General features: G+C 56.8%; 16 protein-coding genes and 1 other annotated feature. Of the genes, 12 read left to right on the top strand and 4 right to left on the bottom strand.

Going from position 1 to position 14,826, the window contains the following annotated elements:
• Positions 1-52: 52 nt before the first annotated feature.
• The 12 genes from EV586_RS04340 (at position 53) to EV586_RS04285 (ending at position 10,785) form a co-directional block, all read left to right on the top strand.
• Positions 53-1,942, top strand: coding sequence for a peptidoglycan D,D-transpeptidase FtsI family protein (locus EV586_RS04340; protein ID WP_132943814.1), 1,890 nt, complete (start codon positions 53-55; stop codon positions 1,940-1,942).
• A 71-nt stretch (positions 1,943-2,013) separates the two neighbouring features.
• Positions 2,014-2,688: a septum site-determining protein MinC gene (minC, locus tag EV586_RS04335; RefSeq protein ID WP_132943813.1), complete on the top strand. Its 675-nt coding sequence runs from the start codon at positions 2,014-2,016 to the stop codon at positions 2,686-2,688.
• A 17-nt stretch (positions 2,689-2,705) separates the two neighbouring features.
• Positions 2,706-3,503, top strand: coding sequence for a septum site-determining protein MinD (minD, locus tag EV586_RS04330; RefSeq protein ID WP_132943812.1), 798 nt, complete (start codon positions 2,706-2,708; stop codon positions 3,501-3,503).
• Between the two features lie 136 nt (positions 3,504-3,639).
• Positions 3,640-4,539 carry a M23 family metallopeptidase gene (locus EV586_RS04325; protein WP_132943811.1) on the top strand — a complete coding sequence of 300 codons (900 nt, stop codon included), beginning with the start codon at positions 3,640-3,642 and terminating at the stop codon, positions 4,537-4,539.
• Between the two features lie 17 nt (positions 4,540-4,556).
• A complete protein-coding gene (locus EV586_RS04320; RefSeq protein ID WP_132943810.1) occupies positions 4,557-5,456 on the top strand; it encodes a M50 family metallopeptidase in 900 nt (299 codons plus the stop codon).
• A gap of 82 nt (positions 5,457-5,538) precedes the next feature.
• A complete protein-coding gene (locus EV586_RS04315) occupies positions 5,539-7,227 on the top strand; it encodes an Rne/Rng family ribonuclease (protein ID WP_132943809.1) in 1,689 nt (562 codons plus the stop codon).
• A 77-nt stretch (positions 7,228-7,304) separates the two neighbouring features.
• Positions 7,305-7,379: a sequence feature (ribosomal protein L21 leader region), on the top strand.
• A gap of 10 nt (positions 7,380-7,389) precedes the next feature.
• Positions 7,390-7,698, top strand: a complete 309-nt coding sequence (gene rplU, locus EV586_RS04310) for a 50S ribosomal protein L21 (protein ID WP_132943808.1) — start codon at positions 7,390-7,392, stop codon at positions 7,696-7,698.
• 6 nt (positions 7,699-7,704) lie between these two features.
• Complete coding sequence (locus EV586_RS04305; protein ID WP_132943807.1) at positions 7,705-8,040, top strand: ribosomal-processing cysteine protease Prp; 336 nt, start codon at positions 7,705-7,707, stop codon at positions 8,038-8,040.
• Between the two features lie 34 nt (positions 8,041-8,074).
• Positions 8,075-8,377: a 50S ribosomal protein L27 gene (gene rpmA / locus EV586_RS04300; protein ID WP_087458615.1), complete on the top strand. Its 303-nt coding sequence runs from the start codon at positions 8,075-8,077 to the stop codon at positions 8,375-8,377.
• 191 nt (positions 8,378-8,568) lie between these two features.
• On the top strand, positions 8,569-9,102 hold the full coding sequence (locus EV586_RS04295) for a Spo0B domain-containing protein (RefSeq protein WP_165898229.1): 534 nt from the start codon (positions 8,569-8,571) through the stop codon (positions 9,100-9,102).
• A 15-nt stretch (positions 9,103-9,117) separates the two neighbouring features.
• Complete coding sequence (gene obgE / locus EV586_RS04290) at positions 9,118-10,404, top strand: GTPase ObgE (protein ID WP_132943805.1); 1,287 nt, start codon at positions 9,118-9,120, stop codon at positions 10,402-10,404.
• 6 nt (positions 10,405-10,410) lie between these two features.
• Positions 10,411-10,785 (top strand): M67 family metallopeptidase, encoded by a 375-nt coding sequence (locus EV586_RS04285; RefSeq protein ID WP_132943804.1) that lies wholly within the window; start codon positions 10,411-10,413, stop codon positions 10,783-10,785.
• A gap of 45 nt (positions 10,786-10,830) precedes the next feature.
• On the opposite strand, the gene EV586_RS04280 is transcribed toward EV586_RS04285, so the two are convergent.
• The 4 genes from EV586_RS04280 to EV586_RS04270 all read right to left on the bottom strand — a co-directional run bounded on the left by EV586_RS04280 (position 10,831) and on the right by EV586_RS04270 (position 14,811).
• Positions 10,831-11,622, bottom strand: coding sequence for a sulfite exporter TauE/SafE family protein (locus EV586_RS04280; protein WP_132943803.1), 792 nt, complete (start codon positions 11,620-11,622; stop codon positions 10,831-10,833).
• A gap of 131 nt (positions 11,623-11,753) precedes the next feature.
• The gene (locus tag EV586_RS21560) at positions 11,754-11,882 is read right to left on the bottom strand and encodes a hypothetical protein (RefSeq protein WP_279388261.1); all 129 of its coding nucleotides are present in this window, start codon (positions 11,880-11,882) and stop codon (positions 11,754-11,756) included.
• A 127-nt stretch (positions 11,883-12,009) separates the two neighbouring features.
• Positions 12,010-13,755: a c-type cytochrome gene (locus EV586_RS04275; RefSeq protein WP_132943802.1), complete on the bottom strand. Its 1,746-nt coding sequence runs from the start codon at positions 13,753-13,755 to the stop codon at positions 12,010-12,012.
• Complete coding sequence (locus EV586_RS04270; RefSeq protein WP_165898228.1) at positions 13,756-14,811, bottom strand: ABC transporter permease subunit; 1,056 nt, start codon at positions 14,809-14,811, stop codon at positions 13,756-13,758.
• Positions 14,812-14,826 lie beyond the last annotated feature (15 nt).

Raw genomic sequence — 14,826 nt, 5'->3', positions numbered from 1 at the left:
TGCTCTTCGTGGCTCTTTTCGATGAAACAGAGGGAGAGGGGTGAACGTTGTCGTGACGAACCAGGATAAAGAAAAGCTGAGCGGTGCCTCGAAGCGGATGAGCCTGCTGTTTGTGATCATCTTTTTCGCTTTGGCGGTGCTGATCTTCCGGCTCAGTTTTGTCCAGCTCTCGCAAGGGGAAAGGTTTTTGGCGAGCGCGGAGACGAACCGCTACATCGAACTGTCGATTCCGGCGCCGCGCGGCAGCATTTATGACCGGGACAAGGTGGAGCTTGTCGGGAACAAGCCCGCTTTTACGATCACCTATCAGATCTTGAGCGGGGTCGGGCAGAATCCGATGGACCTGATCGGCGAGCTGCATCAGATCTTTGAGATGACCCCGGAAGAGATGTATGAGAAGATGGACCCGCAAGCGGAAAAATACGGCCGGACCATCGCCCGCAAGATCATCTCCGATGCCAAGCCGCAACAGGTGGCGTACGTTCGGGAACACGCCAATGAACTGCCGGGCATCAACGTCGTCGTCGAGCCGATCCGCAGCTACCGGTTCAACAACTCCGGTTCGCACGTGCTCGGCTACTTGAACAACATCGACGAAGAAGAGTGGCCGAGCTACAAAGAAAAAGGCTACCAGCAAAATGAGATCGTCGGTTGGGCCGGCGTGGAGAAGCAATATGAGGAATACCTGCACGGCCAAAACGGGAAGTTGAAAGTTGAGGTCAACCGCAACTACCAGCCGATGCAAGACAAGCGCACCGAAGATCCGGTGAAAGGGCATGACCTGATACTCACGCTCGACAAAGATCTGCAGGCGGCCACTGAGCAGGCGCTGAAAGACCAAGTGCAAGCGCTCAAAGGTTCCGTCTCGACGGTCGAGCATGCGGCGGCGATCGCGATGAACCCGAAAACAGGGGAAATCCTGTCGATGGCCAGCTACCCGGATTTCGATCCGAACATGTACATCAAAGGGTTCAGCACCAAAGAATACAACGAGCAGATCCTGCCCGGGATCATGAACCGCGCCATTCAGCAGGTCTATCAGCCGGGTTCGACGGTGAAGATGTCGACCGTGCTGATCGGCTTGAAGGAAGGCATGATCTACCCCGGTTCCGGCCTGTATGACTCCGGCGCGATTCAAGTCGGATGGACGATCGACGGGAAACCGAACATGATCGCCTCGTGGCAGGCGCTTGGCTATGTCGATCCGGTCAAAGCGCTGGCGGTGTCGTCCAACGTGTACATGATCGATATTTTCAAACGTCTGGGCAAGTATAACGATTACATGAGCAACGCCGAGGTCAGCACGTTCCTCGACAGCTACCTGCCGGCTTCGATGAAGAAGATTCTGGCCTACCACTCCGAGTTTGGCTTGGGCAAAGTCAAGACTGGTGTCGATCTGCCGTATGAAGAAAAGGGTTCGGTGACCGAAGAGAAAAACGCCGGCGACCTGGCTTTCTCGGCGATCGGCCAGTCGGAACATTACACGCTGATGCAGTTGGCGCAATACGTCTCGACGATCGCCAACGACGGCAAGCGGATGGAGCCGCACATCGTCAGCGAGATCATCGGTCCCGACAACAAGTCGGTGAAGAAATTCCAGCCGAAAATGCTGAACAAGATCTCTTTCACCGATGAGCAGATCGATCTCGTGCAGCGCGGGATGCGCGACGTGATCGCCCAGCCGTACGGCACGTTCTACTCGGTGCTGCATGATTTCCGCTACCCGGTCGCAGCCAAGACCGGTACGGCGGAGACCGGGCGCGGCACGGAGAACTCGCTGTTCGTCGGTTATGCGCCATACGACAACCCGGAAGTTGCGATCGCGATCATCATTCCGGACAACAAAAAGAACTCGCACTCCTATGACAGCGTCGGTCCGATTGCCCACAAGATGTTCGATACGTACTTTAAGCTGAAAGAACAGAAACAACTCACCCCTTGAGTGAAGGAAAATCGAATTCTTTCACGAATAAGTTACGATGCAATGCGAGTGTTTTTAACAGGAGGACCGGCATGGGACATCAAACGGGATGTGAAACACTACGAACCAGAACGCCCGTGACGATCAAGGGGATCCGTGATGGACTGGTCTTCATCTTACATGATGAGTGTTCTATGGAGGAGATCCTGGAAGATCTGGAGGAGAAGGTGAACGGCACGCACAGTCAATTATTGGCCGGGCCGCTCATCAAGGTCACGATTCAGACCGGGAATCGCAAGTTCTCCGCCGAACAGGAAGCGAAAGTTCGCCAGACGCTTTCCAGTCACGGCAATCTGATCATCCAAGAGTTTTTATCGGCCTGGGATGCGATGATGCAGCTGCCGAAGCCTTCACAGCGCGTCCACTACGGCACGGTCCGTTCGGGTCAGGTGATCGAGCATGACGGCGATGTTGTGGTGATCGGAGATATCAACCCGGGCGGCCAGGTGCTGGCGACGGGCGACATTTTTGTGATGGGTACACTGCGCGGCATGGCGCATGCCGGATGCAAAGGCAATGAGGAAGCGGTCATCGCAGCCGTATTTTTTCAGCCGTCCCAACTGCGGATTCACGACGTGATCAGCCGCGCGCCGGACACAGGTGAAACGCAGCCATTGGAGACGGAAATGGAGTTTGCCTACTTGCGCGAACGTCAAATGGCGGTCGATAAACTCAGCCATCTATATAGCATTAGGGCCCGTGATTGAATAGGAGGGAACTAAGAGTGGGAGAGGCAATTGTAATTACATCGGGTAAAGGAGGCGTGGGCAAGACCACGTCCTCCGCAAACATCGGCACAGCCTTAGCGCTGTCGGGCAAAAAAGTCTGCATGGTCGACACCGACATCGGCCTGCGCAACCTTGACGTTGTCATGGGGCTTGAGAACCGCATCATTTTTGACATCGTCGATGTTGTCACCAAACAATGCCGCCTCGAGCAAGCGTTGATCAAAGACAAGCGTTTTGACCACCTGTATCTGCTGCCGGCTTCGCAGACCAAAGACAAGTCGGCGCTGACCCCCGAATCGGTCAAAACGGTCATCGTTGCTTTGAAAGAGCAGTTTGATTATGTGATCATCGACTGTCCGGCCGGCATCGAGCAGGGCTTCAAGATCGCGATCTCCGGGGCGGACAAGGCGATCGTCGTCACCAACCCGGAGGCGGCTGCCGTGCGCGACGCGGACCGCGTGATCGGGCTGCTCGAAGCGGCCAAGCTGAACCAGCCGAAGCTGGTGGTCAACCGGATTCGCCCGCATATGGTCGAAGACGGCACGATGCTCGATCTCGATGAGATCGTCGCCTTGCTCGCTATCGACCTGCTCGGCGTCGTGCCGGACGATGACGGCGTCATCAAGGGTTCCAATACCGGCGAGCCGGTCGTGATGAACCCGAATGCCAAGGCGGGCATGGCCTACCGCAACATTGCCCGTCGCATCCTTGGCGATTCGGTGCCGCTGATGAACCTGCAAGATGAGATCGGATTTTTCGGTAAGGTTAAGCGCATGATCGGCTTTGGCAAATAAACAACTACGTATGCAGTTCACGCATGCATAAGCGAGTCTGTCCCTCCGGGCAGGCTCGCTTTTTCGATTTCATAAACTCGTCCCCCGACTCATATGATGAGAGAGAGATTCATGTGGACGAGGGGGTACATCGACGATGTTCAAATGGGATTTTTGGAAGAAAAAAAAGCGACACAACGAGATTGAAACGGTGCCTTGGCGTCAAGGATTTGACCGATATGCAGATACCACCCGCTCTTCGCTGTTTTCGGCGGGGGATGATGATTGGGATGTCACGACCGCCAAGCCGGAGTTTTCTTCCCTGCCGAGCAACAATTCGCGCAGCTACGATGATTTTTTGCGGGCGCGCGGACATATCCATTCGCCGCGGGCGTATGACAGCGGCGGCCCGTCGTACGGCGGTTACAACGGGCGGCGTATGTACGGGGAAGAGGACCAGCCTGGCATCTCGGGACACCGCGCCATGCAGGTGCTCGGGGCGATCGCCTTGACCGCCGTGCTGTATTTCACCTTCCAAAGCCAAGCGCCGATCGCGCAAAAAGTACAGGCGTTTGCCACCGAGTCGCTGACCAAGGACACCGACTTGACGGCGATCTCTTCGTGGTGGCAGCAAAACGTATCGGAGAACCTGGCGCTTCCGGCCAGCACCACGCCGCAAGCGGAAGCGCCGCAGTTTGTGCTGCCGGTGACCGGCACGATCAAAACCCCGTTTGACGGCGCCGAGCAGCAAGGTGTCACCTTCCAGACCGCGCTCGGCGCGGAAGTGAAAGCGGCGGCCAAGGGCATCGTGGAAAAAGTAGAGAAAGAAGCGGGCAGTGAGGACTACACCGTCACCGTCTCGCACGGTACGGCGGGCAAAACGATCTACCGCCATCTCGTCACCGTCGACGTCAAACAAGACGCATGGCTGGAAACCGGGCAAAAGATCGGCGCAATGACGCAAAAAGGCGAGCACGGCACCTTGTTCTTCGCCTATCAGGTCGATGACAAATTCCTCAATCCGGCCGACATTTTGAAGCTTCCCGCTGCGAATTAGCACGCAGGTGTGATCGTATGAACCTGAGCAGGTTTTGGCCGTTTGGCATGAAAGTCAGGATTCATCCGCTGTTCCTGCTGCTCGCGGTGGCTGCCGTCGCGTCGGGGATGCTGGTCGAGATGCTCGTGCTGTTTGCGATCGTCATCATCCATGAGCTGGGACATGTGTTTGTCGCCACCTCCTATGGCTATAAGATCCGCGAGATGGTGATCCTGCCGTTTGGCGGCGTGGCCAAGCTGGAGCATGGCGCGATGGGATGGAATCCAAGGCACGAAGTGGCGATCGCCATCGCAGGTCCGCTGAACAACCTGCTGATGATACTGGTCGCCGTCTTGCTGCATGCGGCAGGGCTGTGGTCGGAGTGGCTGACCGAGTTTTTTATCAAAGGGAACCTGATGATCGGCTTTTTTAATCTGCTGCCTGCCCTGCCGCTGGACGGAGGGCGCATTCTGCGCGCCGCCGCGTCCCGGGAGCAGGGGTATCGCGCGGCCACGGAGGTGTCGATTCGCATGTCCTACGGGATGGCGGCTTTGCTGATCATCGTCGGGCTCGTGTCGCTGTGGATCGGCTATTTGAACATCGGCTTTTTGACGCTCGGGGCTTTTTTGCTGCTGTCCGCCTGGGAGCTGAAGAAGCAGATGAAAGTCGACGTGATCCGCTTTCTCGACGCCAAGCGGCGGGAGAAGCGCAGCGGCCCGCAGCAGGTGCGGTCGCTCGCCGTGCCGGATACGATCAAGGTGCGCGAAGTGATCGAACGATTTGCTCCCGACGCCTATCACATGATCTACGTGCTGGATGCACAAAAAAATGTCACCGCAGTTTTAGCGGAGGATGATTTGGTGCATAGTGTCTTTGAAGAGAACGGCATGCGGATGACGTTGCGCCAATTGGCGGAGCGGCGGAAACCGTCCGCTTGAGGAGATCGAAGAGGAATTCGGTGCGTGCTGTCGAAAGGGTAGCCGTTAAGAACCTTGCACAAGGCATAGGGAGGGTGAGCAGATGCGCAAACAAATCCTCGTATCAACCGATCATCGTGAATTGCGCGTGGCCATCCTGGAAGACGGCCGCACGGTGGAATATTATTTGGAGCGCAGCAGCGGGGAAGGCGTCGTCGGCAATATCTACAAAGGCCGCGTAGCCAATGTCCTGCCGGGCATGCAGGCGGCGTTTGTCGATATCGGAATCGAGAAAAACGCCTTTCTCTACATAGATGACGCCTTGTCGCTCTTGCCGGGCGAAACGCCGCCGGAGACCAAGCCGAAGATCAACGAACTGCTCCGCGAAGGGCAGGAGATCGTCGTGCAGGTCAGCAAGGAGGCGGTCGGCAGCAAAGGCGCACGGGTGACGACCAGCTTGTCCTTGCCGGGGCGCATTCTGGTGATGATGCCGGGCGCGCCGTATGTCGGCGTGTCGCGCCGCATCGAAAATGAAGCGGAGCGCGAGCGGATCAAAGGGATCGCCGAGCGCATCCGCGATGAAAACACCGGCGTGATCGTGCGCACCGCAGCGGAAGGTGTCGACGAATCCGTGTTTGAAAGCGACTATACGTTCTTGAAAGCGCAGTGGCAGCGCGTGCAGAAGCAGTCGAAAAGCGTGAAGGTGCCGGGCGTCGTCTACCGCGACCTCGACTTGCTCAGCCGCTCCGTGCGCGATTTTTTCACCGACGATGTGGACGAGTTTATCGTCGATACGGCTGAAGCGTACGAGACGGTGCGCGAGCTGTTGCAGTACGGCTCCAAGCACTTGCAGGAGCGCGTGAAGCTGTACAAGGAGCAAGAAAACCTGTTCTCCGCCCACCGGATCGATCAGGATCTCGAGAAAGCCTTAAAGCGCAAAGTCTGGCTCAAGTCGGGCGGCTTCATGGTGATCGATCAAACGGAGGCGCTGACGGCGATCGACATCAACACCGGCAAGTTCGTCGGCACGACATCGCTGGAGGAGACGGTGCTGAAGACCAACCTCGAAGCGGCCCGCGAGCTGGTGCGCCAAATCCGCCTGCGCGATCTGGGCGGGATCATCATCATCGACTTCATCGACATGCGCGATCCGGCAAACAAGCAGCTGGTCTTGGAAGAGCTGGAGACCCAGCTGAAAAAAGACCGCACCCGCGCCCATGTGCTCGGCATGACGCAGCTCGGCCTGATCGAGATGACCCGCAAAAAGGTGCGCCAGTCGCTCGACGAAGTGCTGATGCGTCCCTGCCACTACTGCGAGGGGCGGGGCAAAGTCTTCTCCGAAGAGACGATGGCCGCCCGCATTGAGCGCGATCTGCTCGAGTACCTCGCGACGCAGGAGCATGCGGCGGTGCTGATCGAATGTCACCCGCTGGTGGCTGCACAGCTGATCGGCCCGGGCGGACAGAACTTGCAGCGCCTGGAGAGGGAGACGAAAAAGCGCATCTTCATCAAAGGGCGCGAGAGCCTGCACATGGCTGAACACCGCATCCTCTGGGCCGGCACAGTTGCTGAAGTCGAGATGAGAGCGTTGCCGGTGCAGATCGGACAAGTTCTTGAAGTGCGAATCGACGAGCCGCATGCGCACAACGCGCGCGACGGCATCGCCCGGTTGGAAGGCTATGTGCTCGATGTGCAAAACGCCGGTATGCATGTCGGCGAAACGGTGCTGATCAAGATCGCGCAAGTGTTTCGCACCTACGCCAAAGCAACTCTCGTGCATCGTTCGAACTGAAGCTGATTTCTTGACACCACGCTGCTGACTATGATACTATTCGTTAGTAGCGTGATGTTCTGTATTTTTATAGTTCGTGCACGCTGTAACCACATAGTCCGGGTTTGAAACGTCCTCGTGACTACCTAGGAGTAGTGAGTCTGAGTAATAGGAGGTGCACACATGTACGCAATCGTTAAGACTGGCGGCAAGCAGTACAAGGTAGCAGAAGGCGACGTGATCTTCGTTGAGAAGCTCGACGTAGAAGGCGACGCTGTTACTTTTGACGAAGTTCTCCTCGTTTCCAAGGAAGGCGGCGTAGTAGTTGGTTCCCCGGCTGTAGCTGGCGCGACCGTTTCTGCGAAAGTCCTGAAGCATGGCAAAGCGAAGAAGATCATCGTTTACAAGTACAAGTCTAAGAAAAACTACCGCCGTAAGCAAGGTCATCGTCAACCGTATACCCAAGTTCAAATCGAAAAGATCAACGCGTAATCTCGCATGATCCGCTCGGTCATTTGGCGTGACGATCAGCGCAGGATACGGAAATTTTCTGTTCGTGGTCATGCAGGCGCAGCCGACCCCGGTTATGATATCGTGTGTGCTGCCGTCTCGATTTTGGTCACGAATGCGATCAACTCGTCGGAGTATCTGCTCGGCGTAGTCGTCGCAACGGACGACGAGATCGCCTCTGGTGATGTCGTTTGCGAAGTGCCTGCTCTCGATGACGTGGAGAATGAAAAGCTCCAATTGCTTATGGAATCCATGGTCTTTGGAATTCGTCAAGTCGCGGATGCTTATCCGGACTTTGTGAAATTTACCGAAAAGTCCCGTTAAGGGCACAACTCCACAGTATCGGAGGTGGAATGAAATGATTAAATTGAACCTTCAGCTGTTCGCGTCCAAGAAGGGGGTAGGTTCCTCCAAAAACGGTCGTGACTCCATCTCGAAGCGTCTGGGCGTGAAGCGTGCAGACGGTCAGGTAGTAACCGCTGGTTCCATCCTGGTTCGCCAACGCGGCACCAAGATCTACCCGGGCCTGAACGTCGGTATCGGCGGCGACGATACGCTGTTTGCTAAAGTTGAGGGCCGTGTTGCTTTCGAGCGCATGGGTCGCGACAAAAAGAAAGTCAGCGTATACCCGGTCGTGGTTGCAGAAGCTGTTGAAGCGTAAGAGCTTTTGCGAAAAGCGATTCTCCCTCGCGGAGAGTCGCTTTTTTTATGGTGCAGACCACAGGAATTCTTTGCCTGACGTCGAAGTGTATGAGGCTGAGGCAACGATGTGACTATGGTGGAAGAAAGGATATGAGTATGAATCACAACCTTCCTTCGGAGCAAACGAACGTACTGGAAATTCGTCGATTGATGGCAGACAGTTTAGACGTGTTGCGCACGTACCGGCATGATTTGATGAATCAGGTGCAGCTGCTACACGCCTATTCCCAGATGAAAAAGTTTGATCGACTGCAAGAGCCGATTCAAAACTTGATCGCCGAAGCCCAGCGGCACACCGAAATGTCGGCGATTGCAAGCCCGATGATCTCGTATGTGGTGCTGACGCGCGACATTTGCTACCAGATGTTGCATCTGCACGCTTCCTATGAACAGCTCGAAACCCCGTCCTTGCAGGCGGAGCAGCGGGCGGCCGAGGTGCTGTTCGACTTGCTCGATCATGTCGGCAAGCATTCGATGACCTTGCTGGAACCTTTGCGGATGGATGTATGGATTGTCGCATTCGGTCAAGGCTATGAGATAGGATGGTTTCTTGGCGGTTCGGGAGACGGTGAACCCGATTTTGCCGCGTGGGCACAGCGATGGGCAGCGCAGGGAATTCAGTTTCAACAGCTTCAGGAGGAAGACGGCATCGAATATTCGATTCGCTTTCAAGCGCAGGAATAGACTGAGGTGACAGAGATGTTTGTAGATACCGCGAGAGTTTACGTAAAAGGCGGCGACGGAGGGAACGGCATCGTTTCCTTCCGCCGTGAGAAATATGTTCCGGAAGGCGGCCCGGCCGGCGGCGACGGCGGCAAGGGCGGCGATGTGGTGCTGGTGGTCGACGAAGGGCTTCGCACCCTGCTCGACTTCAAGTATAAGCGCCACTTCAAGGCGGAGCGCGGCGAATATGGCAAAACGAGCAACAAGCATGGCGCCAACGCCGAGAATATGTACATAAAAGTTCCGCCGGGCACGGTGATCACCGATGCGGATTCCAATGAATTTTTGGGCGAGCTGATCGAGCACGGCCAGAAGCTGGTCATCGCCCGCGGCGGACGTGGCGGACGTGGCAACTCCCGTTTTGCAACGATGTACAACAAGGCGCCGGAGATCGCTGAAAAAGGCGAACCGGGCCAGGAGCGCTACATCAACCTCGAGTTGAAGCTGCTCGCAGACGTCGGTCTGCTCGGCCTGCCCAGCGTCGGGAAATCGACGCTGATCTCGACCGTTTCGGCTGCCAAGCCAAAGATCGCCGCCTATCACTTTACGACGATCACTCCGAATCTCGGCGTGGTCGACGCCGGTGACGGACGCACGTTTGTCATGGCCGACCTGCCGGGTCTGATCGAAGGGGCGAGCCAAGGCAGCGGTCTGGGACACCAGTTCCTGCGCCACATCGAGCGCACCCGCGTCATCGTCCATGTCGTGGACATGGGCGGCACGGAAGGTCGAGACCCGTATGCGGACTTCGTGACGATCAATCGCGAGCTGGAACTGTACAACGACCGTTTGGCTGCCCGTCCGATGCTGATCGCCGCCAACAAGATGGACGTACCGGAAGCGGAAGAGAACTTGAAACAGTTCCGCGAGCAGGTTGGCGACAACTACCCGATCTTCCCGATTTCCGGCGTCACCCGCGAAGGCCTGCGCGAGCTGGTCTATGCGGTGGCTGACGCTTTGGATGCGGCGCCGCAGGTGGAAACGCAGCTCGAAGAGGTCGAGGAGACGGCAGATCGCAAGATTTACCGGCTGGAAGAAGATCCGGACAAGTTCTGGATCACCCGCGACAACGAAGCGTATGTCGTCAACGGCGAGTGGATCGAGAAGCTGGTCGTGATGACCAACTTCACCCAATACGACGCGGTCAAACGCTTCCAGCGCATCATGAAGCAAAAAGGCGTCGATTCTGCGTTGCGTAAAAAAGGCGCGCAGGAAGGCGACACGATCCGCATCGGCGAGTACGAATTCGATTTTGCCGAGTAGCTGCACATGCTGCAGGTGTCGGAAGAGTTGATCGCAGAGACCATCGCCGACCTGAAGCGCTGCCTGCCTCAAGAAGGGGTCGGGCTGTGGAGCGGACGGGAGCGGGAGGTGCTGCGCTGGCGGTCGCTGCAGAACGTGGCGGCCGATCTGCAGACCGGCTACCTCGTGCAGCCGCAGGAGTGGCTTGAGGCACTGGCTGAAGTTCGCCAGGCGGGCCTCGCACCGCTGGCGCTGGTGCATTCCCATCCGACGGCAGCAGCCGTTCCATCTGCCCGCGACCGGAGAGAGTGGATGTATCCGGAGCTATGGTGTGTGATCGTATCGTTTCAAGACCGATCGCCTGTCTGGCAGGCGTATCAAATCAAAAGGACGGCTCCTTGAGCCGTCCTTTTCCGTTTGTTCCGGGGTGTAGAAGATGCGCCCTCTTTATTTTGTAATCAGACGAATCGCCACGATGATCAGCACGACTGACAAGATGCGCAAGATCGTCTGGGCGGGCAGCTTCGGTGCCAGTCGCGCACCGACCAGTCCGCCGACAAATGCGCCGGGAGCCAAAAACAGCACTTTCAGCCAGTCGACGTTGTCGAGGTACCAATGAGTGCCGGTGCCGATGATCGACGACAAAAAGATCGTGAACATCGAAGTGGCCGTCGCGATGTGCGGCGGAAAAGCGAACAAGATCGCCATCATCGGCACGAGGATGCTGCCGCCGCCGATGCCGAGCAGCGAGGAGATGAAGCCGACCACAAATGAGATCATGATGCCGAGCGGACGGTGGTAGGCGTATTCGAACTCCGTCCCTGTCGCATCGACAAACTTGCGGCGCACGGTGGGTTCAAGCGGCAATTGAACCGGCTTTTTCGGCTTGAAGACGAGAAACAGCGAAATGAAGATCAGAAAACAGCCGAAGCCGACAAAAAAAGTTTTGCTCGCCAAGCCATCTGCGATAAACGCCCCGATGATCGAACCGGGGATGCTGGCGGTGGCAAAAGCGATACCTGCCGCAAAGTCGATTCGCTTTTGGCGGGCATAGGTGATCGTGCTGGAAATCGAGTTAAAGAACAAGACGGCCATCGACGTGCCGACGATCTGCGCAGGCGCCATCGTGTACAAGAAGGAAATGATGGGCACGACGATAAATCCGCCGCCAAGTCCCACGATCGAGCCGGTCACCCCGGCTAAAACACCAGTGAAAAACAATAGGAGTGCATCGATCATGATGGTAAGAGAACACCTCCCGCACACGGTTTTGCTCCATTGTACCGCAAGAACTCGGTTCTTCCCACTAAAACTATTACGATCCGTAGTAGGAGGCTCTTTGCGCCTGCGTCCCAACGGGTTCAGTTTGACTACCACCATTCCGTATCGTCAGGGTGATCGGGCGGCTCGACCGGATCGGCAAACCAACGCCGTTCCACAGTAAGCCAGGAGAACAGGATGATCAAGGCGATCCATAGACCATGCAGCAAGATTCTCATGCGTGCACCTTCTTTCTAGGCAATCCGTAGCCAGCTGTAGCAAGCTATGGATAGTGTAGGCCGTTTCACCTTGTGGCATGTAAAAACCCTTGATCCAGATGGGCCAAGGGTTATGGTGTGGCAGCCATTACGGTGTCGGAACACCCTCGATGCCATCCACGCGGTACAGGCCGGTGCGGTCGCCGCTGCCGTCATCGACGACGAAGAGTTTCCAAGTGGCAGGTTGTCCGCTTTTGTCGGTGACTTTGATCTCCACTTCGTACCGTCTGGAATCGCCTTTGGCAAGCGTGCCGGTTTCGACATACTGATAGCCGTTTTGGAAGGCGTCGAACCACGAGTTAAACGGCTGGGGGATTTGATTCTGCTGGAGGACCGTTTTGATATACAGCGCCATCGCTTCGATTTCGGTCTCATTGGTCAAGAGCCCGGCCGGCATGTTCGTGGTGCCGTTCTTGATCACCAGTTCGATCTGCTGGGCGGTTAACTTGGTGTCTCGTAAGTTGGCGCGTCCGTTCCCGCTGTCCAACTGCGCTCCATGACATTCGGCGCAGCTGTTCATGATGAGCGGGCGGACATCGAGCTGTGGGAACGCCCGCAGCTGTGATTGATATTCCCGCGTGAGAAAGGCCTCCGCGTAGTTCCACTCGTTGTTCGCCACGTAGGACATGAACTGTTTGGCGAAATCTTGCAGCCCCTGCGCGACTTTTGCCGGCAGTCCGCGAGTGCCGGGGGATTGCGGTGCGGTGCTGTCACCTTGCGAAATGACAGGCTGCGCGGGCGGTGCGGATGAAGTCTGATCCCCCGTATAGAACACCAGCGCCGCACAGGCAACGACAGTGGTGCCAAGCGTTGCCCACAGCTTTTTGTCGCGATAAACAGGGACGCGCGGTGCAAAGGCGATGCCTTCGAGGCGCTTTTGCAACTGATTGGTGAAAAACAGCAAGATCAGGATCGAAACGGTCAAAAAGCCTGCCGATTCAACCAGCAGCCATGGGAACTCGCGGATGAACTTCGTGCTGTAGGCGATCATGCCGCCCCATTCGCCGCTGTTGGTCATCAAAAACGACACTTCAGCTGTAAACCTTGTCCCGTCGGCCAGCACCACTTTTTCGCCGCCGCCGAGGAAGATGTTTAGAATCGCCAGCTGCCCGATCAGGAACAGCACTTGCACGAGCTCCGTCAAGAAGGCGAACAGCAGCTCCGGCCGCAGATGCGGCATCAGATGGCGAAACACGATGCGCGGCGTCGAAGCGCCCATGGTGCGGGAAGCCTCGACGAACAATTTTCCATGATAATATTTCGCGCGCTCCGCAAACTGGTGCGCCAGTGGGAACACGCCGATCGCGACGAGCAGCAGAAACAGGATCGCGGTAAATAAAAACACGCGGGGGTCGTCTCCCCGCACCCCTTGGTTCAGCTCGAACGTGCGGATCAATTCATACATCGTCGGATACACGAACAAGATCGCCGGGACGGAGGAGGTGATCAACTGCAAGGTTGAGATCACCCCGCGCCCTTTGCCGGTCGCGCCGGCAAACAGCCCGAACGGCACCGCGAATAAAAAGCGGGTGATCGTGACGGCGAGGGTGAACAGCAGCGTATATTTGGCCCCGTTCAGCAGCAGGCTCAACATGTCATAGCCGCGATGGTCGGTGCCAAGCCAATGCTCCGCGCTGGGCGCAAAGGGCGGCGATACCTCTTTTTCCACCCCGTTTATGATCTGCGTCTGAAAATTGATCTTGTCTTCCGGTGTCAGGCCATAAGGCATCAACAGATGTCCGAAAAATCCGATAAAAACGAGCAACAGCAAGAGCACCCACGCGAGGAGATACGCAAATTGGGCCGGTTTTTTTAGTTTTCCAGCAGCTGTCATCTACGCGCCCTCCTTGGTGTTGACCACGATCAATTTGCGCAGCAGCAGGAACAAAGCGTTCGAGGCCAGCGCAAAGCAGGCGAGAATCGCACAGGTGACAGGCAGCGACGTAACTTGGGCGATCGAAGGGTTGCTCGTATATCCACCAAGCCCGAACGTGCCGGTCATCACTTCGGCCACCACCAGCGCCGTGATCGCCGCTGTGATCGTGCGCGGCAGAATGGTCAGCAGGTCTTCCGAGGTATTGCGCAAAATGTGCCGGAAGAAGACTCGGGTGCGCGATAATCCTTTCGAATAGGCCGTTTTGATATACCCTTCTTCCCATTCCCGCTTCACGGCGATCCGCACGGTGCCGTAGACCAGCAAGGCGGGCAGGATGGAGATGGCGACCATCGGGATCAACAAGGGCACTTCCGAACCGAACTGCATGATGTTGATCACTTTATGACCGCTCTGCTTGGCGAGTTGGATGGCCAGCATCTGAATGATAACGATGATAAAAAAGTCGGGCAGACCGAGCAGCAGCCCGTGCAGTTTATCGATACCGCGCCCGAGCCAAGGTCTCCACACCGCGCACAAGGCGAGCAGATAGCCAAGGGCGATGCCGAGCACGGTGCCGGGGATCAGATAAGATAGCGAGCGTCCGACCATCATCCCGAGCGTTTCGGTGATCGGCACTTCCCGCTGTCCCTTGCGCCCGGTGTTGTAGATAACCGCGCCATATTCGCCTTGGAACAGCCCTTTGAGCTGTTCGCCGACCGCTTCGCTGTAAGCGGAGAAGCTAAACGTTGGCGCTTTGGGCACGGAAAGCGACCGGTCGATATAGCAGGCCGGGTAATATTGGCTGCAATCCCGATCGAATCGCGCCCAGAAGTCCTTCCGGGTGCCGGTCGGAAGCTGTACTATGTTGTGCGTTTCGTCCACGATGGTGATGTCCGGGTAGCGGGCGGCCACTTCTGCTAAGGTAACCCCCGGCATCAGTTTCAGACCCAACTGGTCAGGCTCTACGACGAGTATGCCTTTGCCGAGATTGGCGATCAGCAATATGCCAAGCACGGTGCAGACAGCGAT

The organism is Tumebacillus sp. BK434 (assembly GCF_004340785.1).
GTDB lineage: Bacteria > Bacillota > Bacilli > Tumebacillales > Tumebacillaceae > Tumebacillus_A.
Note: the sequence above shows the minus strand (reverse complement) of the source record. Positions and strands in the feature narration are given on the sequence as shown.

Coding starts and splice junctions, on each gene's coding strand:
- rpmA (WP_087458615.1), top strand. CDS start 8,075: ATGATTAAATTGAACCTTCAGCTGTTCGCGTCCAAGAAGGGGGTAGGT.
- EV586_RS04285 (WP_132943804.1), top strand. CDS start 10,411: ATGCTGCAGGTGTCGGAAGAGTTGATCGCAGAGACCATCGCCGACCTG.
- rplU (WP_132943808.1), top strand. CDS start 7,390: ATGTACGCAATCGTTAAGACTGGCGGCAAGCAGTACAAGGTAGCAGAA.
- EV586_RS04325 (WP_132943811.1), top strand. CDS start 3,640: ATGTTCAAATGGGATTTTTGGAAGAAAAAAAAGCGACACAACGAGATT.
- obgE (WP_132943805.1), top strand. CDS start 9,118: ATGTTTGTAGATACCGCGAGAGTTTACGTAAAAGGCGGCGACGGAGGG.
- EV586_RS04295 (WP_165898229.1), top strand. CDS start 8,569: ATGGCAGACAGTTTAGACGTGTTGCGCACGTACCGGCATGATTTGATG.
- EV586_RS04280 (WP_132943803.1), bottom strand. CDS start 11,622: ATGATCGATGCACTCCTATTGTTTTTCACTGGTGTTTTAGCCGGGGTG.
- EV586_RS21560 (WP_279388261.1), bottom strand. CDS start 11,882: ATGAGAATCTTGCTGCATGGTCTATGGATCGCCTTGATCATCCTGTTC.
- minC (WP_132943813.1), top strand. CDS start 2,014: ATGGGACATCAAACGGGATGTGAAACACTACGAACCAGAACGCCCGTG.
- EV586_RS04320 (WP_132943810.1), top strand. CDS start 4,557: ATGAACCTGAGCAGGTTTTGGCCGTTTGGCATGAAAGTCAGGATTCAT.
- EV586_RS04315 (WP_132943809.1), top strand. CDS start 5,539: ATGCGCAAACAAATCCTCGTATCAACCGATCATCGTGAATTGCGCGTG.
- EV586_RS04305 (WP_132943807.1), top strand. CDS start 7,705: ATGATCCGCTCGGTCATTTGGCGTGACGATCAGCGCAGGATACGGAAA.
- EV586_RS04275 (WP_132943802.1), bottom strand. CDS start 13,755: ATGACAGCTGCTGGAAAACTAAAAAAACCGGCCCAATTTGCGTATCTC.